The sequence below is a fragment of the Citrobacter sp. wls714 genome (genome assembly GCF_005281025.1).
Taxonomy (GTDB): domain Bacteria; phylum Pseudomonadota; class Gammaproteobacteria; order Enterobacterales; family Enterobacteriaceae; genus Citrobacter; species Citrobacter werkmanii.
Window position 1 is genome coordinate 1 of the sequence record NZ_SZWZ01000001.1, and the last position, 457, is coordinate 457.

The 457-nt window shown below is 52.1% G+C and carries 1 protein-coding gene; it reads right to left on the minus strand.

Annotated features, from left to right (window positions below; all coding sequences use genetic code 11):
• Positions 1 to 127: 127 nt before the first annotated feature.
• Positions 128 to 457, minus strand: a 330-nt coding sequence (locus FDX11_RS25210; protein ID WP_137397243.1) for an HNH endonuclease, incomplete at its 5' end; no start/stop codon positions are given.

Genomic DNA, 457 nt, shown 5'->3' on the forward strand with positions numbered 1-457 from the left:
TTCACAGCATCAGCCATTGCGTAGCCGAGATTACCGCCGTCGCTTTGTGCTGCTGCTTTGCTGAGTATTTCGCGTATCTGGTGCAGGCGATCGAGTGATACAAGACCGTGCGCCGGGTGGTTAGTTGTCATGCTGTAGCCCCTTCTTGATATTTTTCGAACCAGAACACAACTGGCGCGTTAGTCTGTTTAACCAGGCCAAATGATTCCGCTGTGCGGTAACTTCTTGACGCCCGACGAGTCACATCAACCTGAGTGGCTATGCGGCTGCGAAAGTCTTCTACTGTGCTGCACATTTTGAACAGGTTGCAGGGGATGCATGCTGGAACCATGTTGCTGACCGTGTCATTTTCTGGCCTGTCCATTGCGTAGCCGTTGCTGATATTTCTTCGTACCGCTTCTACATGGTCTGCATGCCACTTATCGCCAAGTTCGCAGCCGCAATAAGCACAGCGACC